Below are 26,022 nucleotides of genomic sequence, written 5' to 3' on the forward strand. Positions count from 1 at the left end.
GCGGCGCGCAGGACACGGAGATGACGGGCTTCGATCACCCTTCGAGGATAAGCCGCGCTTTGATGCGGCGCCGAATAATGCGTGGCACCTTTGGGTGCCGGTCCCCTACCGTGCCGTCATGAGGCTTCTGTCGGTGAATCTGGGTCGCGAGAAGGCCGTTCCTTACACGGACAATCCGGAGGGCGTCACCGGTATCGACAAGCGGCCGGTCGACGGACCGGTGCGGGTGGCCGCGCCCGGGCCCAAGGGCATCGGCGGCAGCGCGCTCGCCGGGGACGCGGTGTGCAAGAAGCAGCACCACGGCGGTGACGACCAGGCCGTGTACGCGATGGCGCGCGAGGACCTGGACGCGTGGGAGGACGAGCTGGGGCGCACCCTGACCAACGGCGCGTTCGGCGAGAACCTCACGACCGAGGGCATCGACGTGTCCGGCGCGCGGATCGGCGAACGCTGGCTCATCGGGTCCGAGGTGGTGCTGGAGGTCACCAGCGCGCGGATCCCGTGCGGCACCTTCCAGGGCCACATGGGCGAGCGGCACTGGGTGAAGCGGTTCACGCAGAAGGGCGCGCCGGGCGCCTACCTGCGGGTGATCCGGCCGGGCGAGATCCGTACCGGGGACCCGGTCGAGATCGTGCACCGGCCGGACCACGACGTGACGGTCGCCCTGGCGTTCCGGGCGATGACCACCGAACGGCCGCTCCAGCCACGGCTGTTGGCGGCCGGCGAGGCGCTCCATCCGGAGCTGCGGCAGTGGGCGCTGGAGTATGTGGAGAAGTACGGCTCCTGACGGGCCCTCGGCAGGCGGACGCTGTCCGTCCCGGTCACTAACCTTGCGCCATGACAACGGCATTGATTACGGGATCGACCGCGGGCATCGGTGCCGCGTTCGCACGACGCCTGGCGGCTGACGGGCACAACCTGGTGCTGGTGGCCCGCGACACCAAGCGGCTCCAGGACCAGGCAACCGAACTCCACGACCGGCACGGCATCGAGGCCGAGGTCCTCACCGCTGACCTCGCCACGGATCCCGGCATCGAAGCGGTCGCCGCCCGCCTCGCCGACCGCAGGTCCCCCGTCGACCTCCTCGTCAACAACGCCGGCTTCGGCAACAAGGGCCGCTTCCTCGATGTCTCCATGGCCGACGAGCTGAAGATGCTCAAGGTGCACTGCGAGGCGGTACTGCGACTGACGTCGGCGGCGACGGAGGCGATGCGCGCGCGGGGGCGCGGGGGTGTCGTGAACGTCGCGTCGGTGGCCGCGTTCGTGCCGCGCGGGACGTACGGCGCCTCGAAGGCGTGGGTCGTGCAGTTCACGCAGGGCGCGGCGAAGGACCTGGCGGGGAGCGGGGTGCGGCTGATGGCGCTGTGCCCGGGTTTCGTGCGGACCGAGTTCCACCAGCGGGCCGGGATGGGCACGGACAACATCCCCGGCTGGATGTGGCTCGACGCCGACAAGCTGGTCGCCGCGGCCCTCGCCGACCTGTCCCGCGGCAAGACCCTGTCGATCCCGGACCCGCGTTACAAGGCGCTCATGGGGCTGGTGAAGGTGGCACCGCGCGGGCTGCTGGGCGGGATCACGTCGAGGACCGGGCGCAAGTACGGGCCGCAGTAGGGCCGGAAAAGGCGGACAATGGAGCCGTAATGCCGGACCCAGGGGGGCCGGAGGCGATCGCGTATGACGTTCGTACAGCTCATCGACTGCAGGACCAGCCGTTTCGACGAGATGGACCGGCTGATGGACACCTGGGTCGAGCAGACCAAGGGGAAGCGGACCGCGACGCATGCGGTGGTCGGCAAGGACCGCTCCGACGCGTCGCACTTCGTCGAGATCGTGGAGTTCCCGTCGTACGAGGAGGCGATGCGCAACTCCGGCCTGCCGGAGACGGGGCGGATCTTCGAGGACATGGTCGCCCTGTGCGACGAGACGCCCACCTTCATGGATCTGGACGTGGTGCGGGACGAGCAGCTCAACCCGGCGACGTCACGGCAGTTCTTCGAGCGGGCCGGGCGGTCCGACACGGACGCCGTGTTCGAAGGGTTCTCCGACGACTACCTGGAGCATGACCCGGCCAACCCCGGTGACGTGGACCTGGAGGGTTCGCGCCAGGTGTATGAAGGGTGGCGGCAGGCCTTCGACCTCGCCTTCCGGGTCGACGACCAGATCGCCCAGGACGACCGGGTGTGCACCCGCTGGACCGTGGCCGGCCGGCACAAGGGCGACTTCCTCGGGATCCCGGCCACCGGCCAGAACGTCACCATGACCGGCACCACCTGGCACCGCTTCCGGGACGGGGTGATCTGCGAGGGCTGGTGGCAGTACGACCGGGCCGGGCTGCTGGAACAGCTGGGCGTACTCGGGGAGTGACCCGCGAAGGGGGAAGTGACCCGCGAAGGGGAAGGGCCCCGGTCCGGCACGCGAGTGCGGAACGGGGCCCTTTGCGAGCGGTGAGGCTCAGTGGGAGTGGCCGTGGCTGTGACCGCCGGCGGCCGGCTCCTCCTCTTCCTTCTTCTCGACGACCAGGGTCTCGGTCGTCAGGAGGAGGGAGGCGATGGAGGCGGCGTTCTCCAGGGCGGAGCGGGTGACCTTGACCGGGTCGATGACGCCAGCCTTGACCAGGTCGCCGTACTCGCCGGTCGCGGCGTTGAAGCCCTGGCCCTTGTCGAGCTCGGCGACCTTGGAGGTGATGACGTAGCCCTCCAGGCCGGCGTTCTCGGCGATCCAGCGCAGCGGCTCGACGACGGCCTTGCGGACGACGGCGACACCGGTGGCCTCGTCGCCGGTCTTGCCCAGGCCGCCCTCGAGCACCTTGGCGGCGTGGACGAGCGCGGAGCCACCACCGGAGACGATGCCCTCCTCGACCGCGGCGCGGGTCGCGGAGATGGCGTCCTCCAGACGGTGCTTCTTCTCCTTCAGCTCCACCTCGGTGGCGGCGCCGACCTTGATCACGCACACGCCGCCGGCCAGCTTCGCGAGGCGCTCCTGGAGCTTCTCGCGGTCCCAGTCGGAGTCGGTGTTCTCGATCTCGGCCTTGATCTGGGCGACACGGCCCGCGACCTCGGAGGAGTCGCCGGCACCGTCGACGACCGTGGTGTCGTCCTTGGTGACGGTGACGCGGCGGGCGGTGCCGAGCACGTCCAGGCCGACCTGGTCGAGCTTGAGGCCGACCTCCTCGGAGATGACCGTGGCGCCGGTGAGGACCGCCAGGTCCTGCAGCATCGCCTTGCGGCGGTCACCGAAGCCGGGGGCCTTGACGGCGACCGCGTTGAAGGTGCCGCGGATCTTGTTGACGACCAGGGTCGACAGGGCCTCGCCCTCGACGTCCTCGGCGATGATCAGCAGCGGCTTGGAGGCACCCGACTGGATGACCTTCTCGAGCAGCGGGAGCAGGTCCTGGATCGAGGAGATCTTGCCCTGGTTGATCAGGATGTACGGGTCGTCGAGGACGGCCTCCATACGCTCCTGGTCGGAGACCATGTAGGGCGACAGGTAGCCCTTGTCGAAGGCCATGCCCTCGGTGAAGTCCAGCTCCAGACCGAAGGTGTTGGACTCCTCGACGGTGATGACACCGTCCTTGCCGACCTTGTCCATCGCCTCGGCGATGAGCTCGCCGACCTGGCTGTCCTGGGCGGACAGACCGGCGACGGCGGCGATGTCGGACTTCTCGTCGATCGGGCGGGCGGTCGCGAGGAGCTCCTCGGACACGGCCTTGACCGCGGCGTCGATGCCCTTCTTCAGGGCGGCCGGGGAGGCACCCGCGGCGACGTTCTTCAGGCCCTCGCGTACGAGCGCCTGGGCGAGCACGGTGGCGGTGGTGGTGCCGTCACCCGCGATGTCGTTGGTCTTGGTCGCCACCTCCTTCACCAGCTGGGCACCGAGGTTCTCGTACGGGTCGTCGAGCTCGACCTCGCGGGCGATCGTGACACCGTCGTTGGTGATGGTGGGAGCGCCGAACTTCTTGTCGATGACGACGTTGCGGCCCTTGGGGCCGATCGTCACCTTGACCGTGTCGGCAAGCTTGTTGACGCCGCGCTCGAGGGCGCGACGGGCGTCCTCGTCGAACTTCAGGATCTTCGCCATGGGAGCGTGAGCCCTCTCGGAAATCTAGGGGAAAAAGAGACTGCGCCCCGGGCGCCCGGCTTGTTGGTGATCGCGGGGGCCAGGGGCGCAGCTCAGAGAAATGCTGGGGTGAATTACTTCTCGATGATCGCGAGCACGTCGCGAGCCGAGAGGACGAGGTACTCCTCGCCGTTGTACTTCACCTCGGTGCCGCCGTACTTGCTGTACAGCACGATGTCGCCGGTCTGGACGTCGAGCGGCAGGCGCTCGCCGTTCTCGAAGCGGCCCGGGCCCACGGCCAGGACGACGCCCTCCTGGGGCTTCTCCTTGGCGGTGTCCGGGATGACCAGGCCAGAGGCGGTGGTCTGCTCGGCGTCGAGCGGCTGGACCACAATGCGGTCCTCGAGCGGCTTGATGGCAACCTTGGAGCTGGTGGTCGTCACGATCCGACCTCCCCCTTCGGAGATCACGGGGTTGACTGTCTGAGGTGGCGACCAGGTGGATCCGTCGTCGCGGGTGCCGGACCTGCCCGTCGCTGTGTTGGCACTCTCCAGGGGGGAGTGCCAGACCCGAGACTATGACCGTGATTAGCACTCGGTCAAGCGGAGTGCCAATTCGCGGCGCGGCTGAGCGTTTTTCGGGTGCGCGTGAGTGGCGGTTGCCGTCCCGGGGGCTGCCGCCCCGAACCCCCGCTTCGGCCCGAAGGGCCTGGTCCTCGAACGCCGGACGGGCTGAATCCCCCTACAGGTAGTCCTCCAAGCGCGCCACCGTCAGACCCCGGCGCTGGATCTCCCGCAGTAGTCTCAGGGTCGGCCCCGTCGCCTCTCCCGACGGCACCGAGATGATGTCGCCCGCCCGCAGCGGCCGCCGCGGCGCGCCTCCCTCCACCGCCACGCTCCACAGCACCACCGCCGAGAGCCCGCAGTCGGCCGCCGCGCGCAGGGTCGTGCGGTCGTACGTGCCGTAGGGCGGCCGGAACAGCCGTGGCCGGGTCCCGAAGCGGGAGCGCAGCTTCTCCTGCTGGCCGCAGATCTCGGCGCGCTGGCCCGTGTACGGCAGGCCGCGCAGGGCGGGATGGTCCAGGGTGTGGTTCTGGATGCTCGCGCCGACCGACCGCAGGCGCGCGAAGTGGCCGTAGCCGGGGCCGACGACGCTGTCCGTGAGGAACATGCTGACGGGCAGCCGCAGTTCACGGACCAGGTCGACGAAGCGCGGGTCCTTCTCCGCGCCGTCGTCGTAGGTGAGGAAGACGACCTTGTCGGACGTCGGCACCCGTCTCACCACCGGCGGCATCCGGACCGGGCCCGCCACCGCGTGCGCCGGCACTCGCGGGGGCGCCGGCAGCGGGGCCGTGAGACCCCAGTGGCGGTACGGCCGTCCGTCCGCCCTTGCCGACCCGTACGACCCCACCCGCTGGGCCGCCTTCTTGCCCAGCCGTTCGATGGGGTCGACGGACTGGGCGCAGCCGGCGAGGAGTACGGCCGCCAGTGCGGCGGCGAGCAGGGTCCGCGGTCTCACAGGTAGTCCTCGAGGCGTGCGACGGCGTATCCCTCGGCCGTGACCTTGTCCAGGAAGCGGCGGACCATGTCGGTCATCGTGCCCTTCCAGTCCTCGCGGCCCCGGAAGTGGCTGAGCACGATGTCGCCGGGGTGGATCCGCTGGTCCTCCTCGCGGTACTCCCAGTGGTCGACGTAGACCTCCTCGTTCCAGATCGGCGCGTATCGGATGCCACAGGACCCGGCCGCGCGCAGGGTGTCCTCGTTGTAGTTCCCGTAAGGCGGGCGGAAGAGCGCGGGCCGGGTGCCGTAGTGCTTCTCGATGACGTCCTGCATGCCGCAGATCTCGTGCTTCTGGCGGGCGTACGACAGCCCCGGCAGGTAGGGGTGGTGGAGCGTGTGGTTGTTGAGCACGACCCCCCTGCGCTGCATCTTCGCGAAGTAGCCGTAGTCGTCCTTGATCAGGTAGTCACTGAGGAAGGCGGTGTAGGGGATCTTCAGTTCGCTCGTCATCCGCAGGAACGCGGGGTCCTTCTCGGCGCCGTCGTCGATGGTGAGGAAGACGATCTTCTGCTCGGTGGGAACCGTGGTGAAGACCGGGGGCAGCCCCTTCTCCTCGTGGCCCTCGACCTCGAAGCCGTGGCGGGTGGTGATGCGCGGCTTGGTCACGGGCGCGGGCGGAGCCGTCAACGGGGCCATCCTGAGCCCCCAGCGCCTGGCGGCGGCGGCGATCCGTCTCTGCTCGGCACGGAGCCTGGCGGCCCGGATGACGGTCTTGTCGGCGTGGAGGTCGCCGCCGGGGGCGGCGGCAGGGGGTGCCTTGAGCGGCTGCTGTGGCCGTGCGTCCGTCCCGGCCGGGCGGGCGCAGCCGGAGACCAGGGCGGCCACGGCCAGGAGGACGAGTCCGCTGCGGATCGACACCTTCAACGCACCATTTTTATCGTTTTGTCCTACTGTTCCCATGGCGTCGGATCCTCGCAGGTCAGGGCGGAGCACCCGGGCCGACACCGCCGCCCGGAAGCGGACCGTCCACCGACTGGCCCACAATGACCCGGTGACCGACCTCGCTCCCCTCCTCACCCCCGAGGGCCGTGCCCTCCTCGACGACGTGCGCGGCACCGCCCCCGCCGACGAACTCGCCGTCGCCACCCGGCTGCGCCGCGAGCACCCCGCCGACCTGGTCTCCGCGGCGCTCGGCCAGGCACGGCTGCGGCAGCGGGCGGCGGCGAAGTTCGGCGCCGGGGACGCGGAGCGGATGTTCTTCACGCCCAACGGGGTCGAGCAGTCGACGCGGGCGAGCGTGGCGGCGTACCGAGCGGAGCGGCTGCGGGCCCTGGGCGTCACCTCCGTCGCGGACCTGTGCTGCGGGATCGGCGGTGACGCGATCGCGCTGGCCCGTGCCGGGATCCGGGTCCTCGCGGTGGACCGGGACCCGCTGACGGCGGCGGCCGCGCGGGCGAACGCGGACGCGCTGGGGCTCGCCGACCTGATCGACGTACGGGAGGCGGACGTCACCGAGGTCGACACGGCCGCGTACGACGCCGTGTTCGTGGATCCCGCGCGGCGTGGCGGGCGGGGCCGCATCTTCGATCCGGAGGCCTACTCGCCGCCGCTGTCCTGGGCCGTGCGGGCGGCCCTGAAGGCCCCGCACGCCGCGCTGAAGGTCGCGCCGGGCATCCCGCACGAGGCGGTTCCGGCGGAGGCCGAGGCGGAGTGGATCTCCGACGGCGGGGACGTGAAGGAGGCGGTGCTGTGGTTCGGCACCGCGCCGGGCGCCGTCCGGTCGACGCTGCTGCCGGGACCGCGGACGCTGCTCGGGCGGGGCCTGCCCGACCCCCAAGTCCGGTCCGTGGGGCGGTACTTGTACGAGCCCGACGGTGCCGTCATCCGGGCCCATCTGGTCGCCGAGGTGGCCGAGGACCTGGACGGCGGGCTGATCGACGAGACCATCGCCTACGTCACCGCCGACGCACTGCACCCGACCCCGTACGCCACCGCCTACGAGATCACCGACCAACTCCCCTTCAACGTGAAGAAGTTGAAGGCGCTCTTGCGCGAGCGGGAGGTCGGGATCCTGACCGTGAAGAAGCGGGGGTCGGCCGTCGAGCCGGAGGAGTTGCGGCGCAAGGCGCTGCCGAAGCCGCAGGGGCCGCACTCGGCCACCGTGTTCCTGACCCGGGTCGCGGGGGCGCCGACCATGCTGATCGGCGCCCCCGCGAGGGCCGTCACTGGTGCTGGACGGTCCTGAGCGGCTCCAGGTGCGGATCGGCGCCGACCGGGCCGGTCCGCGCCGCGGTGGCGTTCCGGTTCTCGTCGCCGCCGGTTCGCAGGGCGCTCGTCCGGGTGCTCGCCGGCGTGTCGCCATTGCGGAACGGCGTGTAGACGACCTGGGCGCTGTTCGCGGCGACCGAGGCGCCCGCCGAACCGAGGGTGCCCGCCGAGAGGTTGCCGGTACCGCCGAAGGCGACCACCAGGTTGGTGCTCGCGGACTCGCGCAGCAGATAGCTCGTCAGCTCGGGCGAGAGGGAGGCGCGGGAGGTCCACAGGACCGGCCCGAAGACGTTCATCGCCCCGGCCGCCGACAGCCCGTCACGCCAGGAACTCGAGTAGGCGAGGGCCACGTTGCTCGGCGTGCTCCACCAGAACTTGGCGACGGCCACCGAAAGGGCGGCCCTCGTCTTCCCGGAGATCGGGTAGTACGAGTACGAGGACGGCCACCGGGAGAAGCCCGTGTGGGTCAGCGCGTACCTGGCGTCCGCCCCCACCGGGATGACCATGGTCTTCGCGGGGTTGAGGCCGTTGAGGTACGACTTCACCGACGAGGACAGCTTCTTGCCGTTGGTCAGGACGAGGCCGCCCGCGCTGCTCGTGCCGTCGGCGCCGGCCGCGGCGGCCGCCGGGAGGGACGCGTAGGCGTCGGTGCCGGAGGCCAGGAAGACGTACTTCGGGCTGGTGCTGATCGTCTTGGTGACGGCGACCGAGGTCGTGAAGCGGTCCGCGCCGGTCAGCCGCTTGGGCGTGAAGCCGAGGGCCTTGACCTGGGAGGTGACCGTGGAGCTCAGGACGGACGGGGAGCCGAGGAGATAGACGTTGGCGCCCCGCTTCAGCACCCGCTTCAGCTCGGCCTTCACCGCCGCCGAAAGACCGCCCTGCGGGGTCGCGAGGACCGGCCCCTGCTTCTTGCCGGCCAGCGCGGGCGCGGTCAGCGCGTACGCGGTGCTGTCCTGGTTGGTCAGCACGGCCGCCTTGGCGTCCATCAGGCCCGGCGCGCTGGTGCCGACCTTGTTCCAGGTCCAGCGGGAGGCCGCGACGGCCGTCGGGGTGCTGCCGGAGCCCCAGATCCGGGCGGTGTTGTTCTTGCGCAGCGGCTGCCAGCTGGGGTTGCCGCCCTGCGGGGTGCCCGGGACGGCCGTGCGCTCACCGGTGGCGAGGTCGGCGTACTCGGTGGTCTGTACGTCGGAGCTGTCGCCCGTGGTGTGCGCGTCGAAGACGATCCGGGTGCCGGTGGGCGACCAGGACGGGTTGGCGACATAGCCGGGCCCGGTGGTGAGCTGCTTGACGTCGGTGCCGTCGGCGTTGGCCGTGAAGATCTGCTGCTTGCCGTCGGCGTCCTTGCGGACGAAGGCCAGCTTGGTGCCGTCGGGCGAGTAGGCGGGCTGCCCGGCGTCGCTGAGAACCCGCTTGACCGTCTTGGCGGTCGGGTCGTAGACGTACACGCCGGCGTTGTCGTTGCAGCCGAAGTTGATACGGCGTTCGAAGGCGACCTTGCCGGACGGGCTCACCGTCGGGTCGGTGTCGCAGACGGTGTCCGGCTCCAGGGCCGACGACAGCAGCGGGCGGGGCGCCCAGGAGGCGTCGGAGGGGCCGTAGGCGAGCTGGCCGCCGGTGGAGAAGACGACGTAACGGCCGCCCCACCAGAAGGCCAGGTCCTGGTACGGGGCACTGGAGCGCACGCCCTCCGCCCAGGGCAGGGTGAACTTCGAGCCGCCGCTGGGGCGGATGCTGGTGATCTGGCTCGCGGAGGTGACCAGACGGCTGCCGTCCGGGGCCCAGGCGGCGTAGCCGCCGTAGGTGTTGGGCACCGCGGTCTGCTTGCCGGTGGCGGTGTCGACGAGTACCGGTCCGTCGGTGAGGATCCGGCCCTCGGTGCCCGGCCAGGGGCCCGCGTCGTCGGCGGCGGCGCCGGGCGCGGCGGCCAGGGTGCCCACCGCGGCGAGCGCCGCCGCGGTCGCGAGCGCCGCGGCACGGTGGCGCGTGAACTGTCTCAAGTTGTCATCCTCTACAGGGTTTTCACGGTCTCCACACAGAGACTGAGTCACTGTAGGTCGCCAACCGGACACCAGGGGAACGAATTTACTGGTGTACACCTGTTCGCGCCCGGTCCAGCAGCAGCTCCCGCTCCCGTTCGTTGCGGGCCAGCGCGGCGGCCCGTTCGAACTCGGCCCGCGCCTCCGTCATCCGTCCCAGGCGGGCGAGGAGATCACCGCGCACGCTGGGCAGCAAGTGGTAGTCCAGCAGGGCGGGTTCGTCGGTGAGTGCGTCGACGATCTCCAGGGCCGGGCCCGGGCCCTCGGCCATCGAGACGGCGACCGCACGGTTGAGTTCGACGACCGGGGAGGGGGTGCGGGCGGCGAGCAGGGCGTAGAGGGTGGCGATGGCCGGCCAGTCGGTCTCGTCGTAGGAGTACGCGTGCGCGTGGCAGGCGGCGATGGCGGCCTGGAGGACGTAGGGGCCGGGTGCGCCGGTGGCCGTGGCGTCGGCGCGGGACAGGGCCTTGATGCCGCGGGCGATGAGCATGCGGTTCCAGCGGCTGCGGTTCTGGTCCCTGAGCAGGACCGGCTCGCCGCGGGGTCCGGTGCGGGCGGCCGTGCGGGAAGCCTGGAACTCCAACAGGGCGGCCAGGCCGTGCACTTCGGGTTCCTTGGGCATGAGGGCGGACAGCAGGCGGGCCAGGCGCAGGGCGTCCTCGCACAGGGAGGGGCGCAGCCAGTCGTCGCCCGCGGTGGCCGCGTACCCCTCGTTGAAGATCAGGTAGATGACGTCGAGGACCGAGCCGAGACGGGCCTCGCGGTCGGGGCCGTAGGGCACCTCGAAGGCGATGTTCTTGGTCGCGAGGGTCCGTTTGGCGCGCACGATGCGCTGGGCGACCGTCGCCTCCGGGACCAGGAAGGCGCGGGCGATCTCCGGGGTGGTCAGACCGCCGAGCAGCCGCAGGGTGAGCGCGGTGCGGGCCTCCGCGGAGAGAACCGGGTGACAGGTGGTGAAGACGAGCCTGAGCAGGTCGTCGTCGATGTCCTCGAGGTCGGCGGGCTCCTGGGGCGGGGCGGTCTCCGGCAGGTCCCGGCCGATCTCGGCCAGCTTGCGGGCGTAGTTCTCCCGGCGCCGGACCAGGTCCACGGCCCGGCGCCGCGCGATGGCCGTGAGCCAGGCGCCCGGGTTGTCGGGGACGCCGTCGCGCGGCCACTGCTCCAGCGCGGCGACCAGCGCGTCCTGCGCGAGTTCCTCGGCGATGCCCACGTCGCGGACGACCCGGGTGACACCGGCGATGATGCGCGGCGACTCCATGCGGAAGACGGTCTCCACGACGGTCTGGGCGGAGGAGCGGGCGTCGGCGGTGGGGGGCTGTGAGGTCACAACCCCCCATTCGACACCCGTACGCCCCCGCGGCCAAGGAAGCGGGCTCAGCCCTCCATGATCTCCCGCACCTCGCAGGTGACCGTCCAGTGCTCCTCGTGGACCTTCAGGAAGCGCTTGGTCCACTCGATCGCCTCGGCCATGTCCTTGGCCTGGACGATCGCGTACCCCCCGACGACCTCCTTCGCCTCGGCGAAGGGACCGTCGGTCACCGACAGCTGCCCCTTCTCCCACCGCACCCGGGCCCCCTGCGCGGTCGGTGTGAGCCCGGCGGTGTCGAGCAGCACCCCGGCCTTCGTCATCTCCTCGATCAGCTCGCCCATGCGCTGCATCAGGGCGTCGCTGGGACCCTCGGCGGGGGCGGTCTTCTCGTCGATCTGGATCATCGACAGGTAACGCGGCATGGTGACTCCTCGGTCGCTGCGGGGCCGGTCCTGCCCGGCCTCTCACCAGTGCGTCGTTCGGGAGAGGCCGGGATCGACAGACCCCACGGATTTCTTCGGAGTTTTTTCCAGAGCCCCGGAACGGGGCCCTGAAACGGGGTCCTGACCTGCTACGACAGCGACTCGCCGAACCGCGCGCTGGGCAGCGCCCCGATCGCTGCCGGGCCGAAGGTGAACGCCGCGTCCGTCACGATGCCGGTCGGACGCCCCCGCAGCGACCAGACCGCGCCGTCGCCGGTGTTCTCGCGGGGCGCCGCCGCCGCGAGGTCCGCGTAGCCGTTGCCGTTGATGTCGAGGAGGCTGACCGAGCCGCCGAAGTCGTCGCCCGACTCCGCGGCACCGGGGACGCCGTCGGTGTCCTGGGTGAAGCCCTGGGCGCCCGCGCCGGTCAGGCCGTCGCGGCTGCCGTACAGGACGTCGACCATGCCCGCCCCGTCCTTGTCGCCGAGCGTCTCGCCGGGCGCGCCCACGGCCACGTCGGCGTAACCGTCGCCGTTGATGTCACGGACGGAAACCGCCTCACCGAAGCGGTCCTCCTCCTCCGTGGCGCCGGGGACCCCCTCGGTGTCCTGGCTGTACGACTTCCAGGTCGATGCCGGCTTCGGACCGGAGGCCGAGCCGAGGGCCACGGTGACCGTGGACTCGTTCGGGACGCCCCGGACGACGTCGTCGAAACCGTCGCCGTTGACGTCGCCGAAGGCCGTTTGGCCGCTGCCCCCGGGGCCGGCGGTATAGGTGAAGGCGCCTCCGGAGGCGTTGGCCAGGTAGAGCTGCGAGCCGAAGCCGCCGTCGCCGGTGTAGACGGTCAGCGCGAGGTCGTCGCGGCCGTCGCCGTTGACGTCCCCGGCGGCCGCGTTGATCACGTCGAAGGGCTCCACCCTGGTCGAGCCGAAGTCCTGTGTGGCGGTCGGCTTCCCCGCCCGGGAGATCGGGCCCCGCCAGACGGTGGCCTCCGTGCCGAGCGGGTCGTCGCCCGGGGCACGGCCGCCGCGGAACAGGACCAGGTCCGGCCAGCTGTCACCGTCGAAGTCGCCCGCCTGGGTGGTCGCCGCGGGTACGGACACCCCGCCCGACAGGCCCTCCTTGGTGCCCCAGACGACGACCGCGTCCCGGATCGAGGAGGTCTGCCCGATGATCAGGTCGGTGCGTCCGTCGCCGTCCAGGTCCCCCGTGGACAGCTGGTAGCCGAAGTTCTCGCCGGCGGCCGGGTCACCCGGGATCCCGCTGGTGGAACGGCTGATGATGGTGCGGCTGTCCTTGGTCAGGCCGTGCGGGCCGCCGTACATGACGGTGACGTAGCCCGCCCTCTCCTTGCCGCCGACCGTGGCGAACGGGGCGCCGACGGCGAGGTCCTTGTAGCCGTCGCCGTTGAAGTCGTTCTGGACGGCCTTCGATTCGGCCGCCGCGGCGCTGCCGGCGAGGGCGGGTATCCCGCCGAGCGCGAGCACTCCGGCGATCAGCGGCACGGAAAAGGCTTTGTACGAACGCGAGTTGGACATCGGTGTTCCCCCTGGTTACTGCAATGTGGTCACCGCAACAGACACCCCTGGACGCTCTCTGGTTGCAGCAGGCGTCCGATTTTTCGGTGAACACGTCAGGGAAGGCGAGGGCGAGGGCTCAGCGCAGCGACTCCCACAGCTCGCTCGCCGCGGGCTCCTTCGCCACCACACGGTTGGGGTTGGAGGCCGCGGTCACGACCGGCATGGTCACCGTCTTGACGTCGTCGGCCGCGAGGCCCTTCAGGCTCTCGCCGAGGCTCATCAGCTCGGTCAGGGAGTCGAGGCCGGTGTCGGTGGTGAGGCTGCCGGTGACGGCGTCGGCGACGGAGTACAGCTTGGCGGGGCTGGTCAGCAGGTTCGTCGAGGAGATCTGCTCCAGCAGGGCCGTCACCAGCTTCTGCTGGAGGCCTATGCGGCCCAGGTCGCTGCCGTCGCCTATGCCGTGCCGGGTGCGGGCGAGGGCGAGTGCCTGCTTGCCGTCGAGGTGGTGGGTGCCCGCCTTCAGATGCAGGTGGCTGTCGTTGTCGTCGATGTCCTCGTCCGTGGTCACCGTGACCCCGCCGAGGGCGTTCACCAGCTTCGCGAAGCCCGAGAAGTCGATCTCGATGTAGTGGTCCATGCGGACGTCCGTGATCGACTCGACGGTCTTGACCGCGCACACCGGACCACCCACCGAATAGGCGGTGTTGAACATCGCGCCGTACGAGACCGCCGTGGAGCCTCCGCTTGCCAGGGGGCAGGACGGGCGGGTGACGAGGGTGTCGCGCGGGATGCTGACGACGGTGGCCGTGGTACGGCCCGCGTCGATGTGCACGACCATCGCGGTGTCGGACCGGGCGCCGGTGCTGTCCCCGCCGCCGAGCGCCTGGTTCTCCTTGCCGCTGCGTGAGTCGGAGCCCAGGACCAGGATGTTCAGGGCCTCGGTGGGCAGCGGTACCTCCTGCGAGGCCGAGGGCGCGGGGGCCGGGGTCGCCTTGGCGGGGCGGTCGTCGCCGAGCGCGCTGTTGATGTCGACGCTCTTGATGTTGCTGTTGAGATGCCAGTACGCCCAGCCCGCCGCCGCGCATCCCAGGACCAGCGCACCCGCGAGGGTGAGGCCGACGGCCTTCAGTACTCTCGGCCGCCGGCCCACTCGTCTGTCCTCGTCGTCTCCGATCACAGAGAGGAACATAAGTCCGAATTATTACGAGGAACGCCTCCCGGCCGGCATTCTTCGGAAAATCTCAGACTTCTCAACCCAGTGTCACGACCGGAACCGGATTGCCGCCGCTCCACGAGCCGTTGAACCCGAAGGTCACCGAGCCGCCGTCCGGCACCGTCCCGTTGTAGGCGGCGTTCGAGCAGCTGACCGCGGTCCCGGACTGGGCGCAGGTCGCGTTCCAGGCCTGGGTGATCCGCTGCCCGGCGCCGTACGTCCAGCCGACCTTCCAGGACGACAGGGCGGCACCCGAGCAGGAGATCTTCACCTGCCCCGTGAAGCCGGTGTCCCACTGACTGGTCACGCTGTAGGCCGCGCTGCACGCCCCCGTCGGCTCAGGCGTGGTCGTACCGCCGAGCGCCTCCCCGATCGCGTGGTACGCCGGTTTCGGCGCGTAGTTCTCGTCGTACGGCGTCGCCGCGCCCTGGCCCGGGAAGGTGCTCGGGATCCAGGAGTCGGAGTCGGTGAAGCCCCAGACGGTGACGCCGACGCAACGCGCGACCGCCACGCACGCGTTCATGACGGCCTTGTAGTCGGCGGCCTGCTGGGTCAGCTTCGCGCTGTCGGAGGGCAGCGTCATCCGGATGTCCAGCTCGGTGATCGCCACGTCCACGCCGAGGTCGGCGAAGCGCTGGATGTTCTGCTGGAGTGTGGCGGGGACCTGGCCGACGATCAGATGGGCCTGGAGTCCTACGCCGTCGATCGGGACGCCCTGCTCCTTCAGCGACTTGACCAGGTTGTACAGGGCGGTGGACTTCGCGCCCACACCCTCGACGTTGTAGTCGTTGATGTACAGCCTGGCGGCCGGGTCGGCGGCGCGGGCGGCGGTGAGGGCCTGGGCGATGTAGCCGGTGCCGAGGCCGTTGTACCAGAGGGTCTGGCGGTAGGTGCCGTCCTCGTTGAAGGGTTCGTTGACGACGTCCCAGGCGGCGAGCCTGCCCTTGTAGCGGCCCACTTCGAGCGCGATGTGGTCGCTCAGGAGCTGGCCGAGCTGGGCCGGGGTCCAGGTGCCGTTGGTCAGCCAGTCCGGGTTCTGGTTGTGCCAGACCAGGGTGTGGCCGCGCACCTGCTGGCCGTGCGCCTCGGCGAAGTTCACGATCTGGTCGGCCTCGGCCCAGTTGTAGCTGCCGCGGCTCGGCTCGACCGAGCCCCACTTCATGGCGTTGCCGGGGGTCAGCGAGTTGAACTGCGCCCCGGCGAGGTCGCCGTAGGTGCCGGTGAGCTTGGACCCGGTGACGGCCGTACCGATGACCTTGCCCTTGGCGGCGGCGAGGTCCCGCAGCGGAGTGTCGGCGGCGCTCGCCGTGGCGGCCGGGACGAGCAGCGCCAGGCCGCTCAGGAGGGACACAAGGGATAAGCCGGTTCTCAGAGATCTCATTGCGGGTGCCCTCCGAAAGTTTCGGTCGTACAACCGATTGGCTTCGGAGGAGTGTGGGCGCACGCACCACACCCGTCAATAGCCACTCCCCGGCCTCAGCGGTACTGCGGCACCCGAAGTCCATGGCACCGGCCGCGATGTCCCACCCAGGGGCGCGGGGAACTGCGCGACCAGCCACGACAAACCTGCGGCCGCCCCACAAGGAGCACCACCAAGCCATTGGCGAGGGGTCCGTCGGCCGGAGCGCGGTCGGGGTCGTATCCGCCCCGGTCAAACCGCCGGAGGTGCTCCCGTACTGCTGCGCACCACCAGGCTCGTCGCCAGCTCCACCCGGGTCGCCGCCGGACTGCCGCCCTCCCGGCCCAGGTCGAGCACCAGCTTGGCCGCGGCCTCGGCCATCTCGGTCAGCGGCTGCCGTACGGTCGTCAGCGGCGGGCCGACCCAGGGCGCCACCGGAAGGTCGTCGAAGCCGACCACGCTCAGGTCCTCCGGGATGCGCAGGCCCAGCTCGCGGGCCGCCTCGTAGAGGCCGAGCGCCTGGAGGTCGTTGCCGGCGAAGACCGCGGTGGGCCGGTCCGGGCGGCGCAGCAGTTCCAGGCCCTGGCGGTAGCCGGTCTCGTGGTGGAAGTCACCGGCCATGATCAGCTCGGGGTCGACGGGCAGCCCCGCGGTCTCCAGGGCGGCCCGGTAGCCGTCGACGCGGGCGCGGCTGCACATCATGCGGGAGGGCCCGCTGATCGCGCCGATCCTGCGGTGCCCCAGCTCGACCAGGTGCCGGGTCGCGGCGAGTCCGCCCTGCCAGTTGGTCGCGCCGATGGAGGGCACGTCGGCGCCCGGATCGCCGGCCGGGTCCATCACCACGAACGGGATCGATCTGCTGGCCAGCAACGCGCGCTGGGACTCGTCGAGCCCGGACAGCACGAGGACCACCCCGTGCGGGCGGCGGGCGGCGACCTGGTCGGCCCAGGTGCGCCCGGGGGTGAGCCGCCCCGCGCTCTCGCTCAGCACGACACTGAGCCCGGCGTCCCGGGCCACGTTCTCCACACCCCGGATGACCTCCATCGCCCACGCGCTCTCCAGCTCATGGAAGACCAGGTCGATCAGGGGCGAACGGCTCGCCTCGGCGCGCCGGCGCCGGTAGCCGTGCGCGCGCAGCAGGTCCTCGACGCGGGCGCGGGTCGCGGGCGCGACGTCGGCCCGGCCGTTGAGGACCTTCGAAACTGTCGGCGCCGACACACCCGCCTCGCGGGCGATCTCGGCCAGCGTTGCCGTCTGCGGCGACCGTCCTGCCGTCGGGGAAGTCGTCCGGGTTTCAGCGGGCTCCGGGGGTGTCATGGCGGCGATCGTATCCCTGCACGACCTCTTGACGAACCCTCCTGACGGCCCTAGGTTCCCAAAACATTCGGATTAAATGTCGAAACATTCGCGAAGTCGGCCCGACAGTCGAGCCCGACAGGAGTTACATGACCACCGCGCCCTGGCGTGACCCCGCCCTGACCGCCTCCGCCCGCGTCGACGACCTCCTCTCCCGGATGACCCTGGAGGAGAAGACCGCCCAGCTCTACGGCGTGTGGGTGGGCGCCAGCGCGGACGGGGACGGAGTCGCCCCCCTCCAGCGCGAGATGACCGCCGACTACGACTGGGACGAGCTGATCACCCGGGGGCTCGGCCAGCTCACCCGGCCCTTCGGCACCGCCCCCGTGGACCCGGCGCTGGGCGCGCAGGCACTGGCCCGCGCCCAGCGCCGTATCGCAGAAGCGGGCCGTTTCGGCATCCCGGCGCTGGCCCACGAGGAGTGCCTGGCCGGGTTCACCACCTGGCGGGCCACCGCCTATCCGGTCCCGCTCGCCTGGGGCGCGAGCTGGGACGCCGAGCTGGTCGAGAAGATGGCCGGCGCCATCGGCCGCGACCTGCGCACGGTCGGCGTCCACCAGGGTCTGGCCCCCGTCCTGGACGTCGTCCGCGACCCGCGCTGGGGACGGGTCGAGGAGACGATCGGCGAGGACCCGTACCTGGTGGGCACGATCGGCGCCGCCTACGTCCGCGGCCTGGAGTCGGCCGGGATCGTCGCCACGCTCAAGCACTTCGCCGGGTACGCCTCCTCTGCCGGCGCCCGCAACCTCGCGCCCGTGCGCGCGGGCGTGCGCGAGTTCGCCGACGTCACCCTGCCGCCCTTCGAGTTCGCCCTGCGCGAGGGCGGGGCCCGCTCGGTGATGGCCGCGTACACCGACACCGACGGCGTACCGGCCTCCGCCGACCCCGGCCTGCTGACGGAACTCCTGCGCGAGGAGTGGGGGTTCACCGGCACGGTGGTCGCCGACTACTTCGGCGTCGGCTTCCTGCAGACCCAGCACCGGATCGCCGGCACCGAGGCGGGCGCGGCGCACGCGGCCCTCGCGGCGGGCCTCGACGTGGAACTGCCCACGGTGAAGTGCTACGGGAAACCCCTGCTGGAGGCGGTCCGGGCGGGTCTCGTGCCGGAGTCCCTGATCGACCGGGCGGCCCGCCGGGTCCTGCTCCAGAAGTGCGCGCTCGGCCTCCTGGACGAGAACTGGACCCCGGAGCCCACCGAGCGGATCGACCTCGACTCGACCGCGAACCGCGCCCTGGCCCGCCGCCTCGCCGAGGAGTCGGTGGTCCTCCTCGACAACCCGGACGGCCTGCTCCCGCTGGCCCCGGACACCCGGATCGCGGTCGTCGGGCCCCGCGCCGCCGACGCCCTCGCCATGCTGGGCTGCTACTCCTTCCCCTCCCATGTCCTCACCCACCACCCCGACATCCCGATGGGCATCGAGATCCCCACGGTCCTTCAGGCGCTGCGCACCGAACTCCCCGACGCCAAGGTGACGTTCACCGAGGGCTGCGGGGTCGACGAGCCGGACACCGGCGGTTTCGAGGAGGCGGTGGCCCGCACGGCCGAGGCGGACGTCTGCGTGGCGGTGCTCGGCGACCGGGCGGGCCTGTTCGGCCGGGGCACCTCGGGCGAGGGCTGCGATGTGACGGACCTGCGACTGCCGGGCGTGCAGGGGGAGTTGCTGGACTCGCTGGTCGCCACCGGCGTCCCGGTCGTGCTGGTGCTGCTGACCGGCCGCCCCTACGCGCTCGGCCGCTGGGACGGCCGGCTCGGCGCGGTCGTCCAGGCCTTCTTCCCCGGGGAGGAGGGCGGCCCGGCGGTCGCGGGAGTGCTGTCGGGCCGCGTCAACCCTTCGGGCCGCCTCCCGGTGAGCGTCCCCCGGGTGCCCGGCGGCCAGCCGTGGACCTACCTCCAGCCGCCGCTCGGCCTCGCGGGCGAGGTCAGCAACCTGGACCCGACCCCGCTGTACGCCTTCGGACACGGGCGGTCCTATACGACGTTCGCCTGGGAGTCCGATTCCGCCGAGGCGGAGATCGGCACGGACGGCTCGTACGACCTGTCGGTCACGGTCAGCAACACGGGCGAGCGCGCGGGCACGGAGGTCGTGCAGTTGTACCTGCACGACCCGGTGGCCTCGGTGACCCGGCCGGACGTCCGCCTGATCGGCTACCAGCGGCTGGAGCTGGGGCCGGGTGAGTCGCGTCGCGTGACCTTCCGCTTCCACGCGGAGCTGTCGGCGTTCACCGACCGCAAGGGCCGCCGGATCGTCGAACCGGGCGACCTGGAGCTACGGCTGTCGGCGTCGAGCGCGGAGGCCAGGCACACGGCACGGCTGCGCCTGACGGGCCCGGTGCGGGAACTGGGCGCGGACCGCCGGCTGCGCTGCGAGACGGAGGTCTCTTAGGAGCCGTCGTCACTCCACCGACTCGAACCGCCACCGGTGCACCGCCCGTGCCGCCAACTCACCGTCAGGCTCGGGGAGTTCGGGCAGCTCGGCGTCGTAGGCCGCGTCCCACCACGTGACGACCAGGACGCGGTCCTGCGGCGCCTTGAAGGTCTCCCGCCGCAACGGCCGTACGGGAAGCTCCTGCCTGCGGGCCCAGGCGAGCAGGTCCTCGCCCCGGCCCTCGACCGCCCGGGCCTCCCACATCAACGCGACCGTCACGAGTACAGGTTCTCCTTGCTGACCTCGTGCACGTGGTCGTGGCCCGGCACGTGGGGGTCGGTCACCGGGAGGGAGGAGTCGGCGGACAGGTCCCAACTGGACGCGGGCCGGTTGCGCGCGACCATCTCCGCGCCCAGCGCCGCGACCATCGCGCCGTTGTCGGTGCACAACTTGGGCCGGGGGACCCTGAGTCGGATGCCCGCCGCCTCGCAGCGCTCCTGGGCGAGGACCCGCAGCCGGGAGTTGGCGGCCACGCCGCCGCCGATCATCAGATGGTCGACGCCCTCGTCCTTGCAGGCCCGCACGGCCTTGCGGGTCAGCACGTCCACGACCGCCTCCTGGAAGGAGGCCGCCACGTCACGCACCGGCACCTCCTCCCCCGCGGCCCGCCTGGCCTCGATCCAGCGGGCCACCGCCGTCTTCAGCCCGGAGAAGGAGAAGTCGTACGCCGGGTCGCGCGGCCCGGTCAGTCCGCGCGGGAACGCGATCGCCGAGGGGTCGCCCTCGCGCGCGTACCGGTCGATGACGGGACCGCCGGGGAAGCCGAGGTTCAGCACCCGGGCGATCTTGTCGAAGGCCTCGCCGGCCGCGTCGTCGATGGTCGCGCCCATGGGCCGCACGTCGGAGGTGATGTCGGAGGACAGCAGCAACGACGAGTGACCGCCGCTGACCAGCAGCGCCATCGTCGGCTCGGGCAGCGCCCCGTGCTCCAGCTGGTCGACGCAGATGTGGGAGGCGAGGTGGTTCACGCCGTAGAGGGGCTTGCCGAGCGCGTAGGCGTACGCCTTCGCGGCGGAGACCCCGACGAGGAGGGCACCGGCGAGTCCGGGACCGGCGGTGACGGCGATGCCGTCGAGGTCCTTCGCCAAGACACCGGCCTCCTTCAGGGCGCGCTCGATGGTCGGCACCATCGCTTCGAGGTGTGCTCTGCTGGCCACCTCCGGCACCACGCCACCGAACCGGGCGTGCTCGTCGACGCTGGACGCGATGGCGTCGGCCAGCAGGGTGGTACCCCGGACGATGCCGACGCCGGTCTCGTCACAGGAGGTCTCGATGCCCAGGACAAGCGGTTCGTCAGCCATTGATCTCGGTTCCTCGTTCTGATGTCGGTCGCTCGGCGGAGCCGCTGTCGGATGCTGTGGTCAGCCGCATGACCAGGGCGTCCACATTGCCCGGCTGGTAGTAGCCGCGCCGGAACCCGATGGCCTCGAAGCCGAAGCGCTCGTAGAGCTTCTGGGCGCGGATGTTGTCGATCCGGCACTCCAGCATCACTTCGGCGCACTCGAAGGCGGTCGCGGCCCGCAGCAGCTCGGTCAGCAGGGTCGCCCCGAGCCCGGTGCCCCAGTGGTCGCGGGCTACGGCGATCGTCTGGACGTCGGCCCCCGCGGCGGAGCCGCTGTCGGACTCGGTGCCGGCGAGGGCGAGCCCGCCGTACCCCACGATCCGTTCGCCCTCCTCGGCCACCACGTACCGCCGGGTGGCGTCGGGCCCCCGGGAGTGCGCGAGTTCGGACCAGAACATCCCCCGCGACCAGGCGTCCTCCGGGAAGAGGTCCTTCTCCAGCTCCAGGACGGGGTCGATGTCCCACCACCGCATCTCGCGCAGCACAGGAATCACGGGTGCGGTCACTTGGGGGTGACCACCTTGTAGTTCTTGGGCACCTGCGCGTCGGGCCGCCGCAGATACAGCGGGCGCGGGGCGGGCAGTTCCTCCCCGGCCTCGATCCGCTCGGCGGCGAGGGCGGCGAGCGCGGCGGCCGACACGTGCTCGGGCTCGCGGGCGTCGGGGAAGGTGTCCGGGTAGAGCAGCGCCCCGGCGCCGACCGCGGGCAGCCCCTCGACCTGCTCGGCGATGTCGGCGGGCCGGTCGACCGCGGGATCGCTCAGGCGGGTGCGGGGGTCCGAGTAGGTGGCCCAGTAGACCTCCTTGCGCCGCGCGTCGGTCGCCACGACGAAGGGGCCGTCGCCGACGTCGGCCGCGTAGGCGAGTCCGTCCAGGGTGCACACCCCGTGGACGGGGATCTTGAGCGCGAGCCCGAAGGTGTCGGCGGTCATGAGCCCGACGCGCAACCCGGTGTAGGGCCCGGGTCCGACTCCCACGACGATCCCGGTGACCGCGTCCAGCTTCACCCCCGCGTCCGCGAGCACCCGGTCGACGGCCGGCAACAACAGCTCCCCGTGCCGACGCGCGTCCACCTGACTGAACGAGGCGACGACGTCCCGCCCGTCATGCAGGGCGACGGTCACGGCGGGGGTGGCGGTATCCAGAGCGAGCAAGAGCACGCAAACAGCCTACGGCTCCGGGCGGCCCCGGGTGGCCGCAGGCCACTACCGGCACCCGGGGGGTGTACCGGTGTACCGGTGTACCGGTGTACGGCTCTGCGTGCTCGGCCGCTCGCGGCGCGACCAGCCACGACGGCACGGCACCCGCTCGACGACCTGCTACGGTCGCCACAAATCAGGACCAAGTACTCGAGAGGTGACCGGTGGCAACCAGCAACGCGGCTTTCGTGACCGCCCTCACCACCGCGGCCCTCGCGACGGTCGGCTTCCTCGCCTACCAGGCCGCCGCGACGGTCCCCACCAGGGCACACGCCGGCAGTGTCCCCGCGGCCGTCACCTCGAAGGTCCCCCGCGACGAGCGCAACCCCGCCGCGCTGCCGCCGGGCTCGGGCGCCGGCGAGCGCGTCGTGTACTCCCTGGACGACAACCGTGTCTGGCTGGTCAACGCCGCCAACCAGGTCACCCGCACCTTTCAGGTCATGCCGGGCACCATCGACCCGGCCCCCGGCGTCTACGTGGTGACCTCCCGCTCGAACTCCGTGACCGGCACCGACGGCACGCCCATCGAACACGTGGTCCGCTTCACCAGCATCGACGGCGTGGCGATCGGCTTCAGCTCGGCCGTGGCGGAGGCGGGGCGTCCGGCCCCCGCCGTCACCACGGTGCCGACGGGCGGCATCCGGGAGTCCCGCGAGGACGGCGACGCGATGTGGGCCTTCGCGACGATCGGCGCCAGGGTCGCGGTCATCCACTGAGCCCGAGCCCGACAGCCCGACCAGGCCGGTGCCGGGCGCTCAGACCGCTTTCGGTCGCTCAGGCCGCTTTCGGTCGCTCAGGCCGCTTTCGGTCGCTCAGCGGCAGCCGCCCGGGCCGTCCCCGGGTCGGGCAGCCGCGGCGGTGTGGAGACGGCCTCCGCAGCCGCGCAGGAAGCCAGCAGATCACGCATGGACACGCCGCCGACGAGCACGTACGGCTGCGGCTGGGGCCGGTTCTCGGTGGCCGACATGGACGCCTCCTGGAGTTCGGGGGCGGGCGTAGTTAGGCAGACCTAACTACGAGCTGGGTACCATGTGACCACGCACGAGACGTCCGGTGCAACATCTTGCCGACGGTTTGTCGGGACGTTCACACGGCGGGCAGGCGCTCAGGCCGTGAGCACGCTGAGGTCGGCCGCGGTCCACCGCTCCCCGACCGGCGTCAGCGTCACGTGCCGCACCTCGTCGGTCGTGTCCCCGACCGCGCGGTGGATCTGCACCTGGAGCCGGTCGTCGGTCAGCTCCTCGACCTTGCCCTCGCCCCACTCCACGACGATCACCGACTCCGGCAGCGAGACGTCGAGATCGAGGTCCTCCATCTCGTCGAGCCCGCCGCCCAGGCGGTACGCGTCAACGTGGACCAGCGGCGGCCCCTCCCCCAGGGACGGATGCACCCGGGCGATCACGAAGGTCGGCGAGGTCACGGCCCCCCGCACCCCGAGCCCCTCACCGAGTCCACGGGTCAGTGTCGTCTTGCCCGCGCCGAGCTCCCCGCTGAGCATCACGAGATCCCCGGCGCGCAGCAGCTTGGCGAGCTTCAGGCCCAGCTCGCGCATCTGCTCGGGGGAGGTGACGGTCAGCTCGGTCTCAACCGGGTTGCGCGGTACTGCTTCCATAACCGCCAACGGTAGCCCCTGCGGGTACCGCTCCCGCGCGGGTGAGCAGGTCGGCGAGGCGGTCGGTGACCACTTCCGGGTGCTCCAGCATGACGAGGTGCCCGGCGTCGGGGACCAGCACCAGCTCCGCCTCCGGCAGCAGGGAGGCGATCGCCTCGCTGTGCTCGCTGGGCGTGACCATGTCGCCCACGCCGGCAAGCACGAGCACCGGCTTGTCCGCGAAATGGGCGAGGGCGGCGGTCTTGTCGTGGTTGTCGAACGCCGGGTAGTACTCGGCGACGACGTCGATCGGGGTGCCCTCGATCATCCGCTCGGCGAACCGGACGATGGCCGGGTCGACGTCCCGGGACGCGAAGGAGTAGCGCTTGATGATCCCGGCGAACAGGTCGGCGGTGGCCCGCCGCCCCTTCTCCACCAGGTCGGCCCGCTGCCCCAGCACCTTGAGGACGCCCGGCAGCACCCGTCGTACGGCGTTGACGCCCGCGACGGGCAGTCCGAAGTTGACCTCGCCGAGCCGCCCGGACGACGTGCCGACCAGGGCCACCGCGACCACCCGGTCGCGGATCAGTTCGGGGTACTGGTCGGCCAGCGCCATGACGGTCATGCCGCCCATGGAGTGACCGACGAGCACGATCGGCCCCTCGGGGACGGTCGCATCGATGACGGCCTTGAGGTCGCGGCCGAGCTGCTCGATGTCGACCGGCACCCCGTCCCGCACCTGCCGCGCACCCCGCCCGGACCGACCGTGGCTGCGCTGGTCCCAGTGCACGGTCCGTACGACGCCTCTGAGCGCCGCGCGCTGGAAGTGCCAGGAGTCCTGGCTGAGGCAGTAGCCGTGGCTGAAGACGACCGTCACGGGAGCGGGTGCCTTGCGCCCGAACAGCCGGCGCCGGCGCGGCGACAACGCGGGCCCGGCCTCCGCGTCGATGTCGTCGACCTCGTAGTACAGCTCGGTGCCGTCGTCGGCGTACGCCTTGCCGGGGGTGCCGCGCAGTGCGCCGTACGGCCCGGTCGAGTCGAGGGCGAGGCGGGCCCGCTGCCGCATGCCGCGTCCGACGGTGAGCCGCTCGACGGCCACCCCGGCCGCGGCGCCCGCGGCGATCACGCCTATCGCGGCGCCGGCGAACCCGGTCGCCCGGCGCCAGCCGCCACCCGCCGCCGTAGCGGAGGCGAGGGCCACCGAGGCGGCGGCGTCGACGACGGCCTCCGCACTGCTCTCGCTCACGTACCGCTCCTGTTCGCTGGGTCGTTCAAGGGCCGGGTGATACCGGTGTTGCGGGACTGGCTGTGCTGACGCGCACTGTTGCGGTTACCCCGCTTGTTCCTCGTTCACATAGACGCGGGGAACGCGCGTTCCGATGCGGGTCACGATTTCGTAGGCGATGGTGCCCGCGGCCTGCGCCCAGTCCTCGGCGGTGGGCTCGCCCCGGTCGCCGGGACCGAAGAGCACGGCCCGGGTGCCGGTGGCGGGCTCGTCGCCGCCGAGGTCCACGACGAACTGGTCCATGGCGATCCGCCCGGCGACCGTGTACCACTTGCCGTCGACCAGCACCGGTCCTGCGCCGGAGGCGTGCCGCGGGATGCCGTCCGCGTAGCCGACGGGTACGAGGCCGAGGGTCGTGGCGCCCGGGGTGACATAGCGATGGCCGTAGCTGACGCCATGGCCGGCCGGAACCCGCTTGACCAGCGCGAGGGACGCCGACAGCGTCATCACCGGGCGCAGTAGGAAGTCGCCGGGGCCGCCGATCTCGGGGCTCGGCGAGATGCCGTAGGTCGCGATGCCGGTCCGGACGAGGTCGAAGTGGCTCTCCGGAAGGGTGAGCGTGGCGGGCGAGTTGGCGATGTGCCGCACCTCGGGGCGCACGCCCCGGCCCTCGGCGTACGCCAGCATCCCGCGGAAGAGGGTGAGCTGGGCGGCGATGGAGGGATGGCCCGGCTCGTCGGCGCAGGCGAAGTGCGACCAGAGGCCGGTGACGCGCAGCAGCCCCTCGGACTGTGCGCGCAGGGCCTCGGCGACCAGCTCGGCCCAGTCCTCGCCGGGCTGGCAGCCGCCCCGCCCGAGGCCGGTGTCGGCCTTGAGCTGCACGCGCGCGGGTACGCCGGCCTCGCGGGCCGCCGCGACGAGCTCCCGCAGCGCCCACATCCCGCTGACGGAGATGTCGAGGTCGGCCTCGATCGCCTCGCGCCAGGGGCCGCCGGGCGTCCACAGCCAGCACATGATCCGCCCCGGCAGCCCGGCCTTCCGCAGCGCCAGAGCCTCCTCCGGTGTGGCGGTGCCGAGCCACCCGGCCCCCGCCTCGACCGCGGCGCGGGCACAGGGCACCGCGCCGTGGCCGTAGGCGTCGGACTTGACCACGGCCATGACG

Annotated in this window: 25 protein-coding genes; 6 read left to right on the top strand and 19 right to left on the bottom strand. The window is 71.6% G+C overall.

What is annotated here, in order from left to right; genetic code table 11:
* The first annotated feature begins 118 nt into the window (after positions 1 to 118).
* The 3 genes from ACFVYN_RS29515 to ACFVYN_RS29525 all read left to right on the top strand — a co-directional run bounded on the left by ACFVYN_RS29515 (position 119) and on the right by ACFVYN_RS29525 (position 2,364).
* Complete coding sequence (locus tag ACFVYN_RS29515) at positions 119 to 787, top strand: MOSC domain-containing protein (protein WP_390003767.1); 669 nt, start codon at positions 119 to 121, stop codon at positions 785 to 787.
* 50 nt (positions 788 to 837) lie between these two features.
* Positions 838 to 1,611: an SDR family NAD(P)-dependent oxidoreductase gene (locus ACFVYN_RS29520; RefSeq protein ID WP_390003770.1), complete on the top strand. Its 774-nt coding sequence runs from the start codon at positions 838 to 840 to the stop codon at positions 1,609 to 1,611.
* Positions 1,612 to 1,674: 63 nt separating this feature from the next.
* Positions 1,675 to 2,364 (top strand): ester cyclase, encoded by a 690-nt coding sequence (locus ACFVYN_RS29525; protein WP_390003773.1) that lies wholly within the window; start codon positions 1,675 to 1,677, stop codon positions 2,362 to 2,364.
* An 87-nt stretch (positions 2,365 to 2,451) separates the two neighbouring features.
* On the opposite strand, the gene groL is transcribed toward ACFVYN_RS29525, so the two are convergent.
* From groL to ACFVYN_RS29545, 4 genes are all read right to left on the bottom strand, one after another.
* The gene (gene groL, locus ACFVYN_RS29530; protein WP_390003776.1) at positions 2,452 to 4,077 is read right to left on the bottom strand and encodes a chaperonin GroEL; all 1,626 of its coding nucleotides are present in this window, start codon (positions 4,075 to 4,077) and stop codon (positions 2,452 to 2,454) included.
* A 113-nt stretch (positions 4,078 to 4,190) separates the two neighbouring features.
* A complete protein-coding gene (groES, locus tag ACFVYN_RS29535; protein ID WP_028807844.1) occupies positions 4,191 to 4,499 on the bottom strand; it encodes a co-chaperone GroES in 309 nt (102 codons plus the stop codon).
* A gap of 298 nt (positions 4,500 to 4,797) precedes the next feature.
* Complete coding sequence (locus tag ACFVYN_RS29540; RefSeq protein WP_390003777.1) at positions 4,798 to 5,574, bottom strand: polysaccharide deacetylase family protein; 777 nt, start codon at positions 5,572 to 5,574, stop codon at positions 4,798 to 4,800.
* Positions 5,571 to 6,515 carry a polysaccharide deacetylase family protein gene (locus tag ACFVYN_RS29545; RefSeq protein ID WP_390003780.1) on the bottom strand — a complete coding sequence of 315 codons (945 nt, stop codon included), beginning with the start codon at positions 6,513 to 6,515 and terminating at the stop codon, positions 5,571 to 5,573. The genes ACFVYN_RS29540 and ACFVYN_RS29545 overlap by 4 nt, the downstream gene beginning before the upstream one ends.
* Before the next feature lie 91 nt (positions 6,516 to 6,606).
* Between ACFVYN_RS29545 and ACFVYN_RS29550 the strand changes: the two genes are divergently transcribed.
* On the top strand, positions 6,607 to 7,800 hold the full coding sequence (locus ACFVYN_RS29550) for a methyltransferase domain-containing protein (protein WP_390003783.1): 1,194 nt from the start codon (positions 6,607 to 6,609) through the stop codon (positions 7,798 to 7,800).
* Here ACFVYN_RS29550 and ACFVYN_RS29555 read toward each other — a convergent pair.
* From ACFVYN_RS29555 to ACFVYN_RS29585, 7 genes are all read right to left on the bottom strand, one after another.
* Positions 7,778 to 9,820 (bottom strand): cell wall-binding repeat-containing protein, encoded by a 2,043-nt coding sequence (locus ACFVYN_RS29555; protein WP_390003786.1) that lies wholly within the window; start codon positions 9,818 to 9,820, stop codon positions 7,778 to 7,780. The genes ACFVYN_RS29550 and ACFVYN_RS29555 overlap by 23 nt on opposite strands.
* Before the next feature lie 85 nt (positions 9,821 to 9,905).
* On the bottom strand, positions 9,906 to 11,186 hold the full coding sequence (locus ACFVYN_RS29560; protein ID WP_390003788.1) for an RNA polymerase sigma factor: 1,281 nt from the start codon (positions 11,184 to 11,186) through the stop codon (positions 9,906 to 9,908).
* A 47-nt stretch (positions 11,187 to 11,233) separates the two neighbouring features.
* Positions 11,234 to 11,590: a YciI family protein gene (locus tag ACFVYN_RS29565; RefSeq protein ID WP_390003791.1), complete on the bottom strand. Its 357-nt coding sequence runs from the start codon at positions 11,588 to 11,590 to the stop codon at positions 11,234 to 11,236.
* 149 nt (positions 11,591 to 11,739) lie between these two features.
* Positions 11,740 to 13,128: a VCBS repeat-containing protein gene (locus ACFVYN_RS29570; RefSeq protein ID WP_390003794.1), complete on the bottom strand. Its 1,389-nt coding sequence runs from the start codon at positions 13,126 to 13,128 to the stop codon at positions 11,740 to 11,742.
* A 118-nt stretch (positions 13,129 to 13,246) separates the two neighbouring features.
* On the bottom strand, positions 13,247 to 14,299 hold the full coding sequence (locus tag ACFVYN_RS29575; protein ID WP_390003797.1) for an LCP family protein: 1,053 nt from the start codon (positions 14,297 to 14,299) through the stop codon (positions 13,247 to 13,249).
* A 61-nt stretch (positions 14,300 to 14,360) separates the two neighbouring features.
* A complete protein-coding gene (locus ACFVYN_RS29580) occupies positions 14,361 to 15,704 on the bottom strand; it encodes an endo-1,4-beta-xylanase (RefSeq protein WP_390003799.1) in 1,344 nt (447 codons plus the stop codon).
* A 270-nt stretch (positions 15,705 to 15,974) separates the two neighbouring features.
* Positions 15,975 to 17,039 (bottom strand): LacI family DNA-binding transcriptional regulator, encoded by a 1,065-nt coding sequence (locus tag ACFVYN_RS29585; protein WP_390003802.1) that lies wholly within the window; start codon positions 17,037 to 17,039, stop codon positions 15,975 to 15,977.
* 128 nt (positions 17,040 to 17,167) lie between these two features.
* Here ACFVYN_RS29585 and ACFVYN_RS29590 point away from each other — a divergent pair, with 128 nt between their 5' ends.
* Positions 17,168 to 19,462, top strand: a complete 2,295-nt coding sequence (locus ACFVYN_RS29590) for a glycoside hydrolase family 3 N-terminal domain-containing protein (RefSeq protein WP_390003804.1) — start codon at positions 17,168 to 17,170, stop codon at positions 19,460 to 19,462.
* A gap of 9 nt (positions 19,463 to 19,471) precedes the next feature.
* Here the strand turns inward: ACFVYN_RS29590 and ACFVYN_RS29595 are convergent, their stop codons facing one another.
* The 4 genes from ACFVYN_RS29595 to tsaB are packed head-to-tail and all read right to left on the bottom strand — an operon-like array spanning position 19,472 to position 22,005.
* Positions 19,472 to 19,723 (bottom strand): hypothetical protein, encoded by a 252-nt coding sequence (locus ACFVYN_RS29595; RefSeq protein ID WP_390003807.1) that lies wholly within the window; start codon positions 19,721 to 19,723, stop codon positions 19,472 to 19,474.
* Positions 19,720 to 20,805, bottom strand: a complete 1,086-nt coding sequence (gene tsaD, locus ACFVYN_RS29600) for a tRNA (adenosine(37)-N6)-threonylcarbamoyltransferase complex transferase subunit TsaD (RefSeq protein ID WP_390003810.1) — start codon at positions 20,803 to 20,805, stop codon at positions 19,720 to 19,722. Before tsaD ends, ACFVYN_RS29595 begins: the two co-directional genes overlap by 4 nt.
* The gene (gene rimI, locus ACFVYN_RS29605; protein ID WP_390003813.1) at positions 20,798 to 21,352 is read right to left on the bottom strand and encodes a ribosomal protein S18-alanine N-acetyltransferase; all 555 of its coding nucleotides are present in this window, start codon (positions 21,350 to 21,352) and stop codon (positions 20,798 to 20,800) included. The genes tsaD and rimI overlap by 8 nt, the downstream gene beginning before the upstream one ends.
* The gene (tsaB, locus tag ACFVYN_RS29610) at positions 21,349 to 22,005 is read right to left on the bottom strand and encodes a tRNA (adenosine(37)-N6)-threonylcarbamoyltransferase complex dimerization subunit type 1 TsaB (RefSeq protein WP_390003816.1); all 657 of its coding nucleotides are present in this window, start codon (positions 22,003 to 22,005) and stop codon (positions 21,349 to 21,351) included. Before tsaB ends, rimI begins: the two co-directional genes overlap by 4 nt.
* A 203-nt stretch (positions 22,006 to 22,208) precedes the next feature.
* On the opposite strand from tsaB, the gene ACFVYN_RS29615 reads away from it, so the two are divergent.
* The gene (locus ACFVYN_RS29615; RefSeq protein ID WP_390003818.1) at positions 22,209 to 22,760 is read left to right on the top strand and encodes a hypothetical protein; all 552 of its coding nucleotides are present in this window, start codon (positions 22,209 to 22,211) and stop codon (positions 22,758 to 22,760) included.
* A 77-nt stretch (positions 22,761 to 22,837) separates the two neighbouring features.
* On the opposite strand, the gene ACFVYN_RS29620 is transcribed toward ACFVYN_RS29615, so the two are convergent.
* The 4 genes from ACFVYN_RS29620 to alr form a co-directional block, all read right to left on the bottom strand.
* Entirely contained in the window at positions 22,838 to 23,011 is a 174-nt protein-coding gene (locus ACFVYN_RS29620; protein WP_390003819.1) for a hypothetical protein, read from the bottom strand.
* A 138-nt stretch (positions 23,012 to 23,149) separates the two neighbouring features.
* A complete protein-coding gene (tsaE, locus tag ACFVYN_RS29625; protein ID WP_390003822.1) occupies positions 23,150 to 23,656 on the bottom strand; it encodes a tRNA (adenosine(37)-N6)-threonylcarbamoyltransferase complex ATPase subunit type 1 TsaE in 507 nt (168 codons plus the stop codon).
* Positions 23,628 to 24,881, bottom strand: a complete 1,254-nt coding sequence (locus tag ACFVYN_RS29630) for an alpha/beta fold hydrolase (protein WP_390003824.1) — start codon at positions 24,879 to 24,881, stop codon at positions 23,628 to 23,630. Before ACFVYN_RS29630 ends, tsaE begins: the two co-directional genes overlap by 29 nt.
* Positions 24,882 to 24,965: 84 nt before the next feature.
* A partial coding sequence (alr, locus tag ACFVYN_RS29635) for an alanine racemase (protein WP_390003826.1) occupies positions 24,966 to 26,022 on the bottom strand: 1,057 nt, incomplete at its 5' end.

It is taken from the genome of Streptomyces sp. NPDC058307 (genome assembly GCF_042880295.1).
GTDB lineage: Bacteria > Actinomycetota > Actinomycetes > Streptomycetales > Streptomycetaceae > Streptomyces.

Bases quoted from the DNA above. Each gene is read 5' to 3' on its own strand.
- ACFVYN_RS29575 (WP_390003797.1), bottom strand. From the start codon at position 14,299: ATGTTCCTCTCTGTGATCGGAGACGACGAGGACAGACGAGTGGGCCGG.
- tsaD (WP_390003810.1), bottom strand. From the start codon at position 20,805: ATGGCTGACGAACCGCTTGTCCTGGGCATCGAGACCTCCTGTGACGAG.
- ACFVYN_RS29525 (WP_390003773.1), top strand. From the start codon at position 1,675: ATGACGTTCGTACAGCTCATCGACTGCAGGACCAGCCGTTTCGACGAG.
- ACFVYN_RS29590 (WP_390003804.1), top strand. From the start codon at position 17,168: ATGACCACCGCGCCCTGGCGTGACCCCGCCCTGACCGCCTCCGCCCGC.
- ACFVYN_RS29515 (WP_390003767.1), top strand. From the start codon at position 119: ATGAGGCTTCTGTCGGTGAATCTGGGTCGCGAGAAGGCCGTTCCTTAC.
- ACFVYN_RS29520 (WP_390003770.1), top strand. From the start codon at position 838: ATGACAACGGCATTGATTACGGGATCGACCGCGGGCATCGGTGCCGCG.
- ACFVYN_RS29580 (WP_390003799.1), bottom strand. From the start codon at position 15,704: ATGAGATCTCTGAGAACCGGCTTATCCCTTGTGTCCCTCCTGAGCGGC.
- groL (WP_390003776.1), bottom strand. From the start codon at position 4,077: ATGGCGAAGATCCTGAAGTTCGACGAGGACGCCCGTCGCGCCCTCGAG.
- ACFVYN_RS29620 (WP_390003819.1), bottom strand. From the start codon at position 23,011: ATGTCGGCCACCGAGAACCGGCCCCAGCCGCAGCCGTACGTGCTCGTC.
- ACFVYN_RS29565 (WP_390003791.1), bottom strand. From the start codon at position 11,590: ATGCCGCGTTACCTGTCGATGATCCAGATCGACGAGAAGACCGCCCCC.
- tsaE (WP_390003822.1), bottom strand. From the start codon at position 23,656: ATGGAAGCAGTACCGCGCAACCCGGTTGAGACCGAGCTGACCGTCACC.
- ACFVYN_RS29585 (WP_390003802.1), bottom strand. From the start codon at position 17,039: ATGACACCCCCGGAGCCCGCTGAAACCCGGACGACTTCCCCGACGGCA.
- ACFVYN_RS29545 (WP_390003780.1), bottom strand. From the start codon at position 6,515: ATGGGAACAGTAGGACAAAACGATAAAAATGGTGCGTTGAAGGTGTCG.
- ACFVYN_RS29570 (WP_390003794.1), bottom strand. From the start codon at position 13,128: ATGTCCAACTCGCGTTCGTACAAAGCCTTTTCCGTGCCGCTGATCGCC.